The 8304-nt window shown below is 39.5% G+C and carries 9 protein-coding genes; 3 read left to right on the forward strand and 6 right to left on the reverse strand.

Annotation, left to right across the window (positions count from 1 at the left end; all coding sequences use genetic code 11):
* A partial coding sequence (locus tag RI557_RS10870; RefSeq protein ID WP_310683749.1) for a transposase occupies positions 1-235 on the reverse strand: 235 nt, incomplete at its 3' end.
* Positions 236-814: 579 nt separating this feature from the next.
* Positions 815-1372 carry a cysteine dioxygenase family protein gene (locus tag RI557_RS10875; protein ID WP_310683751.1) on the reverse strand — a complete coding sequence of 186 codons (558 nt, stop codon included), beginning with the start codon at positions 1370-1372 and terminating at the stop codon, positions 815-817.
* A gap of 149 nt (positions 1373-1521) precedes the next feature.
* On the opposite strand from RI557_RS10875, the gene RI557_RS10880 reads away from it, so the two are divergent.
* The 3 genes from RI557_RS10880 to RI557_RS10890 are packed head-to-tail and all read left to right on the forward strand — an operon-like array spanning position 1522 to position 4888.
* Entirely contained in the window at positions 1522-2901 is a 1380-nt protein-coding gene (locus RI557_RS10880) for an aminotransferase class V-fold PLP-dependent enzyme (RefSeq protein WP_310683753.1), read from the forward strand.
* 33 nt (positions 2902-2934) lie between these two features.
* A complete protein-coding gene (locus RI557_RS10885) occupies positions 2935-4461 on the forward strand; it encodes a sodium/proline symporter (RefSeq protein WP_310683755.1) in 1527 nt (508 codons plus the stop codon).
* Positions 4462-4492: 31 nt separating this feature from the next.
* Positions 4493-4888 carry a hypothetical protein gene (locus tag RI557_RS10890; protein ID WP_310668274.1) on the forward strand — a complete coding sequence of 132 codons (396 nt, stop codon included), beginning with the start codon at positions 4493-4495 and terminating at the stop codon, positions 4886-4888.
* Positions 4889-5253: 365 nt separating this feature from the next.
* On the opposite strand, the gene RI557_RS10895 is transcribed toward RI557_RS10890, so the two are convergent.
* From RI557_RS10895 to RI557_RS10910, 4 genes are all read right to left on the reverse strand, one after another.
* Positions 5254-5868, reverse strand: coding sequence for a hypothetical protein (locus tag RI557_RS10895; RefSeq protein WP_310668275.1), 615 nt, complete (start codon positions 5866-5868; stop codon positions 5254-5256).
* A 40-nt stretch (positions 5869-5908) separates the two neighbouring features.
* The gene (locus tag RI557_RS10900; protein ID WP_310668276.1) at positions 5909-6730 is read right to left on the reverse strand and encodes a hypothetical protein; all 822 of its coding nucleotides are present in this window, start codon (positions 6728-6730) and stop codon (positions 5909-5911) included.
* 758 nt (positions 6731-7488) lie between these two features.
* Complete coding sequence (locus tag RI557_RS10905; protein WP_310668277.1) at positions 7489-7851, reverse strand: hypothetical protein; 363 nt, start codon at positions 7849-7851, stop codon at positions 7489-7491.
* 205 nt (positions 7852-8056) lie between these two features.
* Positions 8057-8304: hypothetical protein (locus RI557_RS10910; protein ID WP_310683758.1), on the reverse strand; the 248-nt coding region annotated here is incomplete at its 5' end.

The following is an 8304-nucleotide window of genomic DNA, read 5'->3' on the forward strand; positions in this document are numbered from 1 at the left end:
CCTTCAGCTGTTTCTTTAATCGTGATATTTCCTCTTCTTCAGGGCTTTGCTGCTTCTTACCATTGCCAGAAAATGCCAGGTCTGGATCAGCTGAGAACTCTCTGCGCCAACGATGGAGTAAATTAGGATTGATGCCCAACTCTTCAGATATCTCTCGGACATCACCACGTACATTGCTCAATTCAACAGCCTTTCTTTTAAACTCTTTGCTGTATTTCTTTCTTGATTTCTTCATAATCGTTAAGGATTTATAAAAGTAAATATTTCACCTTAACTTACTGTCCGATCAAATGTAGCAACTCCATAAAAAGTGAACCGTACCTACGGCACTCAAAGGCTTGTTTGTAAACTTTGGCTCCGGGTTATCACCCGGAGATAGATGTTACCCGTGCCTAAAGGCACTTATCTAATGTTCAGTAATCTTAAATCATGATAAAGAACTTTTCTAAAGTTCGGAACTTTAGAAAAGTTGAAGGAACCAAGAGGAAGTGAAGTTTCATTAAGGTTGAGCCGGAGGTGTTGCCCGCATGCGTCAGTGGTCGAGGCCGAGGTCGAGAAAGTTCTATGAATATTTACAAGATTTTGATAATTAGTATTTTATAAAAATATTACTTTAATAGTCCTGAACATGAGTTTATCATTATCTACACTCGACCTTAACCTTGACCTTGGTTCTTTTTCTGAAATTCTACGCGTCAGTTCTAGAGGCCGTTAAAAACTAGTAGCAATATTTTCGTGTAAAAGCAAAATTAGTTACTCGTCCCTGATGAGTTTTTAAGTACTTGATTCTATACAAAAAGGACTTTAAACTCCCCTACGCCATTTCCAGCTCAACACTGCACTCTTCAGCCTTTTCGCCTTTAACGGTGTCGTAGTGCATGTCTTTTGTTTCGAACTTCTCTTTTTCGTCATCATACACAAGGCACCTGTCGATTGGGTTCATGTACAGGTGAAGGGTCATGGAGCGACCGTTGTGAATGTTGTGCAGACTGTGATAACCCATGTCATCGTGCATGTAAGAAATGTCGCCTACTTTCATGTCAACTGTGCGATCATCGTAGAGGTTTCCGGAATCGTCTTCCTTGATGCGGATCTCCTTGAGGTGTCCGTCAACCATCAATACCCAGCACTCTTCGCCTCCGTGTCCGTGGATTGGCGTGTCCTGTCCTTCATCCCAGCAAAGGAGAAGCAATTCATAATCATCGGTGCGATCGATGCAATTACGGGTGTATTTTTCAGCACACCAACTCGCGTATTTTTCATAGTCTGATAGTGGTATATCAATACGTTCTGCAAGTTCTACAAAATCATTTCCCTTACAGCTCGGCAATATTTCAACTAACTCTTCTATCGATGTTATTTTGTTAGACATACAGTTTTTTCCTTATTTTCGGTTCTGACCAAAAGTATAAAAACCAATTTACTCGTTAAAACGAGTGTTTTGCTCATCGAGTTATCTCATTTCCTCACATTACTTATCTTCGAGCTTCAAAAATTGAAAACAAACTACGTAATTCTAGTATGCTAAAAGAAGACTTAGATCTCTTTAATGAGATTACGAACAAACTGTTAGAGAAAGAGAAAGAAGAACCTGTAGCTGAACCCATAGACCCATCAAAACTATTTGAAACGCTCGATTTAGAGCTCGAAGATCAACCTACTGATCAGGATAAATTCCAAAATGCGCTCAAAGAGATCGTTCTTAACACTCCGCGCACAGCAACCAATCAATTTTTCAATCAACTTTTTGGCGGCCGCAAAGGCAAGGCGGTACTGGGCGATTTGTTGGCGGTAATGCTCAACAACTCCATGTACACGTACAAAGTGGCCGGACCTATGGTTGGCGTGGAAAAAGAGATCATGCACAAAGTGCGCGACCTCGTTGATTATCCCAAAACCGCTGATGGCACAATTGCCCCGGGCGGTTCCATGACCAACTTCATGGGAATGCTCATGGCCCGCGATAAATTCAATGAATCCATCAAAAATGACGGGGTTTCGCAAAAAATGACCCTTTACACCTCTCAGGAATCGCACTATTCTATACCTAAGAATGCTGCTTTTATGGGTATCGGTCGGAACCAGGTGCGCTATGTGCCCACCGATGAGCGAGGCCGAATGGACACGGCTAAACTAAAGGATCTGATCGAAACGGATAAAGCCGATGGTTGTCACCCGTTTATGGTGATTGCCACAGCCGGAACTACTGTCCTGGGAGCTTTCGACCCGATTGATGAGATCAACGAAATTTGCAAGGAACACAATATGTGGTCGCACGTTGACGGTGCTTATTGCGGATCTGTTATTTTCAGCGAGAATTACCGCCACTTAGTGAAAGGCGCACAAAATGCCGATTCATTCACGCTCAACGCACACAAGATGCTGGCGGTACCGCTCTCCTGCTCCATCATTGTGGTGAAAGACAAAAAGTACCTCTACGACAGTTTCTCAAACGATGCCGATTACCTCTACCAAACGGATGGTGACGACTACAACCTTGGGAAAATCTCGCTACAGTGCGGTCGCAGGAATGACGCGCTCAAATTCTGGACGCTGTGGAAAGCCGTTGGCACGAGCGGACTGGGAGAATTGGTGGATCACCAGTTTGAGCTGGCGCAGGTTGCTCGCGATTACGTTCGCGATAATACCGATTACAAGCTCTACAGCTTTGATGAGTCAATCAGTGTTTGCTTTAACTACAGGGATATTCCGGCTGATGTACTCTGCAGCAAGCTGTACAAAAATGCCGAGCTCATGGTGGGTTACGGACACTATGAAGACGAACAGTTTGTCCGTCTCGTGACCATCAATTCGAGTATTTCCAAACAGGATGTTCTCGACTTCTTTGAGAGTTTAGAAGCATTCGCTAATGAACACCTCAAAGAAGAGAGCAAAGTGTAAAGCAGACTAATTTTTAAAACTTAAATCCTTTTTATGATTACGAAGCTCGTTGTACTGGGAATTTACGTTGGCATTCTATTTTTAATCGGTTTTGTGGCCTCAAAACGCATCAAGGGGATGGATGACTTTTATGTGGGCGGCAAAAAAATCGGTTACTGGGCTGTAGCGTTCTCGGCACGTGCAACGGGCGAATCGGGTTGGTTGCTCCTGGGTGTTACCGCAATGGGCGCCATTGCGGGGTTCAGCGCTTACTGGGTGGTCATCGGTGAGTTGCTGGGTGTGGCCGTTTCGTGGTTTTTCATGGCCAAGCCTTTTAAACGATTAACTGACAAATACAACTCCATCACCATTCCCGATTATTTCGAGAGTCACTTCAAAACCAAAACCCACATGCTGCGGGTCATCAGCTCCTCAGCACTGGCCATTTTCGTGATCATTTACGTGAGTGCCCAAATCGACATTACGGGAAAGGCTTTTGAGGATTTCCTCGGTTTCGACTATTACACAGGCGCTATTGTGGGCTTCCTCATCGTGCTCACCTACATTTTTGTGGGTGGCTTTGTGGCTGTTGTTTGGTCAGATCTCTTCCAGGGCATCATGATGTTCCTCGGTCTCATGGCCTTGCCGATTGTCGCGTACTTCACGATCGATCACTCTGAAAACATCATCGGTGGACTCAACAACATAGATCCGGCTCTGACCAGTATTTGGGGCACCTCCGATGACATGTGGATGAACATTTCCACGATGATCGGTTTTGCAATGATCGGACTGGGGTTTTTGGGTTCTCCGCAGGTTTATGTGCGGTTTATCTCGGTCAGGAATATCAAGGAAATCAACCAGGGACGCTGGGTGGCCGTGGTTTTCACGCTCCTCACCGATGCTGCTGCTGTGACGATTGGTATTTTGGGTCGCTACCTCTTTACGGAGGCCGGACAAGATCCCGAGGCGGTACTGGGGAATTCCGGGGAAAATGTGCTCACAATGATGGTGAGCGATGCTTTTCCGCTCATCATTACGGCTATTTACGTGGCGATTATCCTCTCTGCGATTATGTCAACGATTGACTCGCTGCTCGTTGTGGCATCGAGTGCGATTACCCGCGATTTTTACCAACAGATTTTCCGCCCCGATCTCGATCAAAAGGATTTGGGTACAATGTCGAGAATGGTTACCCTCGGAATGGCCTTACTGGCGCTTGGAGTGGCGATCTCCGTAGCTATTTTGTCCCCTACCCGAACCGTGTTTTGGTTCAGCATTTTTGGTTGGTCGGGCATTGCCGCTACTTTTTGCCCTGTGATGATCTTGTCGTTGTTTTGGAAAGCCTACACCGAGCGCGGAGCCATAGCCTCAATGATCACGGGTTTTACCTCTGTTCCGTTTTTCAAGTTTTACGTTCAGAACCTGGACGGCATCGGGAAGTATTTTGAAGCGATTGACGTGATGGCACCTTCGTTTGTAACGGCTTTCATAGCCGGCTTTATCGTCACCAAATTCTTCCCCAGCAAACCGATTGAAACGGAGATCATCCCTGATCATCCTAAAGAGGGTGTTGGATGATGACAGTATCAACACTTTTAATTAATATTATATGGAGAAAAGAAGTTTTAAACTAAAAAAGGGTGAACAGTTAATCTTCACTGACAAAAGTGAAATCAAGTTTTGCTGGGAAGTAAATGAGGACCTAGACCCTGAAATCACTGGTAAGTGGGTTAAATTTAATACAATTAATAAGGTTTATGATTTTATTTTAAAGTCAGAAATTATTACGAAAAAGAATCTTGAAGGCGGTGTTATTAAAGAGATAACAATTGAAAATAATAAAGAAAGATACACCTCTTTTAGAATTCAAAATTCACATTTGGGATGCTTAGTTATAACTAATGATAAAGAAGAGGAAGAAAGGCATTTAGCATCTCTTGTATTGAGAAAACCAGAAGCTGAAGTTTATATTAAAAATGGGGAGATGCGTTCTATAATTAATTAAAGTCTTTCCTACACTCATTTTTTAAGAGTGAGATAATTTCTTTTTATACTATTGCAAGATGATGATTTCCAAAATCTAATAAAATCAACAAACCCGCTTTTATCCAATAATGCTGATTATCGATCATACCGAATTGAAATATACCTTAAAAACCCCTAACTTTTCAAAGTATTAATACTCCATTTTACTGCTAACACTAAAAAACGAAGAGGAAATGCAATTCCAAGAAATACAGCTAACCAAATTAATGAAATATTAAGGCGTTGATTAGATGATAGCTTTTCAAATTTTTTCTCTCTTTGAACATTCAATAAATCTACATGATTTTTAGCAATTTCTCTTTTAACTTCCCTTAATACCTTGAGCTATTTTTCAAGATTATTTTTTCTCCTGTTTAGCTTGATATAGCTGCTGTCTGATTTAGGGTCTTGAACAGATAATCCCATTTTATCTACAAAATCATCATAAGTTTCAGGGACTCCTTTTATGCCTGGATGTTTCTTAATGGCATCATAAACCTTACGAGAGTTGTTTGGGGTGCTCATTTTAGCCTCGAAATTATAATAAGAAGAACCCATGTTGACATACCCATCAGCTCTTAATTTTTTATAAATAGCTCTTAGATGATTAGATGTAACATCAACAGTCTTACCTTTAGTCTTATCGTCTTCTGAACCGATATTTTCTTTTTTCGGGCCTTGAACAGATAATTCCATTTTATCTACAAAATCATTGTAGTTTTCAAATTTTCTAACTTTCTGACTCACTATTGATTTCTCAAGCTCAATACTATCTACTTTTGAATTTATGGAATCTAGTCTGTTCTTTATAGAATTAATTCTTGGTTGCATCGCCTCTACTTCCATAGATATATAGTAATTATAGGGCAATGTCATCAAATAAACGATTGCTCCAAGAGCCAGACAGCTTAGCACAATTAAAAATTCACGAGCAATAATTTTTTTATGTTTGGTTTTCATTAGAGTTTATTTAATAGTACTTGTAGAGTTATTGGTATCGTTAAAGTAATATAGCCAAAAATATTAAAAATGCTACAGTGCTTACTACTAAAGCTACAATGGACCATGTTTTACTACCTTCTGTGTGTTTTTCAGGATTAAAAAGACCTAATCCTATACCACCAAAAATCCACCCTAATAAAGGGATGAAAATACCAAGAATGGTTCCTGCAATTCCCCAACCTGCGATACTTTTTTTCTCATGACTTACTGCCTGTTCATCTGTTTTGTTCTCATTCTGATCTGAGAAGATGTCTTTTGAACCATCAGGATATCTGATTAGCAAAATATCAGCTTTACTTTTTATATATGTCGGTCCATCTGTTTTACCACATTTTTTATACTTTATATTATCCTCATCTATTTCCAGTATTTTTGCCTTAATTTCCTGTCCGTTTTTCAAAGTGATAACATCACATTCCTCATCTTTTCTTTCCTTATGTATTTTTAGTTCCTCCTTTGTGTTTTCACCCTTTTTCGGAAACACTACAGGAGTATTATTTTGTAATGGAATAATTGAGTTGTCTGCGTACGCTGTAATGTTATCCGTATCCCATTCTAGTTCCTGAATTGTAATTGTTTGATCTGAATTATTCTCCTGCCTCTTACCGTTTGTAGTTTCAGCTAAATATTCGGTACTATCCTCTTGAGCCTCTGTCTTTGGAGTTTTTCTTTTTAGATTTACATGCCATCCTTTATTGTATTTCCTTTTTTGTATGAAATTTCCAGACACAACTTTGTCTGTGGTGCTACAGGAACTTAAGATTGAGGTTAGGAAAATGAAAACCCCAATAGCTGTCAACATGTGATTTTTTGTTTTCATTGTTTTGAATTTTAGCCGCCCTTGGGATTCGGAAGGGATTTTTTGATTTTGATTATTGAAATGAACGGCAAAAAAGAGGGCGTGAACCCCTGCTTACATTCCAACTCTCAACAGGTACGAACAAGCACCCGAGTACAATTGAAACAGCTATGAGGACACGCCCATTCGGGCGCGTTTGTCAGCCATTTCACTGTACTCTTTATTATTTGGTCGTTTTGTTGAGAAAGAAACGTCCGCAACGCGAACTCTTTTATGTCGTTTTAATACTCTATGTCATTGTCATTTGTTTCATTTATTGTCGTGTCAAAGATGTAGTCATATTTTTATTTTTCAATTTTTTCAGCCTCCTACTACACACAACGTGTCGCAGCTAAGAAACGTGGGACTTTTGGAAGCAGTTAGCTGCCCGCTCATGACAAATTTAGCCAAGAAGAACAAACCTGGCACAAACCACTAAGCTTGCCAAAGTGCCCGTTAAATAATTTTCTTCTTTACTCTATTTCCACCCTCATAATTACAAAATTATCACGTAACTACCAACATCTGCCTGTAATATGTTTTATTAACTGATGAATATAAGCTCTTTTGAAGCTGGAAATGAGGGAATCATGTCAAAAAGCCTCGCTCCTCTCCTGGCAATTGTGAGTTGGATGTAGAGAGTTTAAAGTTTAAAATGTTTAGTGTTTAAGGTTTAGAGGGTTTAGAAATGAAGGGGATTACGATGCAATTACGAGGTAGCAAAGGTATTTGTAGACTTATTAGAAGTTTGGAGCACACCCTAAGTTTTTATTGTAGGGATGAATATAATTCCAAAACGCTTTACCAGCACTATTAAGGTAATTTGTAGAATAATTTATTTGAGTATTTGAGGACACCTGATAAATATATTCAGAACAACTGTAAGAATATTCTCTCTTAAAGCAAACAATCGCAAAGTAATAAGTTTGATAATCGATCATTACATCATAAAAAGTAACCTCAGAAATAGCTTCACTGTCATAACTTGAATAAGTAGTTCCGTAACTTTCAGATTTAACAAATTCAATATACTCTTCACATGTTTGACAAATTGAAAACAAAGAGATAAACATCAAACTAAGGGTAACAATAACTGGCTTCATAAGCTACTTTTTTAATATAGTATAGAACCACAAGTATAATTAATGTTTACTTATTATCATAATAATTATCAGCTATTTTAGTTGACCTGTATTCACAACTAATTAATGTTCCTGTTGAGAATGCTGATGATGAGTTTTTTTGTGGTTTCCATTTAAGAAATAGCCTGTCAAAATTGTAGATGATTGAATAAACATGGCTTACTTTTTATTCGTTAAAAAAATCATCAACCACAGATGTAAAGTCAGTTTCAGCTACCCCTTTATTTGATGCAGAGAAGTTTCCTTCATAAATAGGATTTGATATGCATTCAGCACATTTTATCTCGTATCTAATTGTGTTGATATTGCTTTCTTTCATTTTGGCCAACTCTTCATCTGTTAAATAATACGCAGTAGTAGCAATGTCGTCAACATTGTCATTAATACCTTTGTCTACACAGGTTATTACGGTAC

Source organism: Salibacter sp., from assembly GCF_031581065.1.
Classification (GTDB): Bacteria; Bacteroidota; Bacteroidia; order Flavobacteriales_G; family Salibacteraceae; genus Salibacter.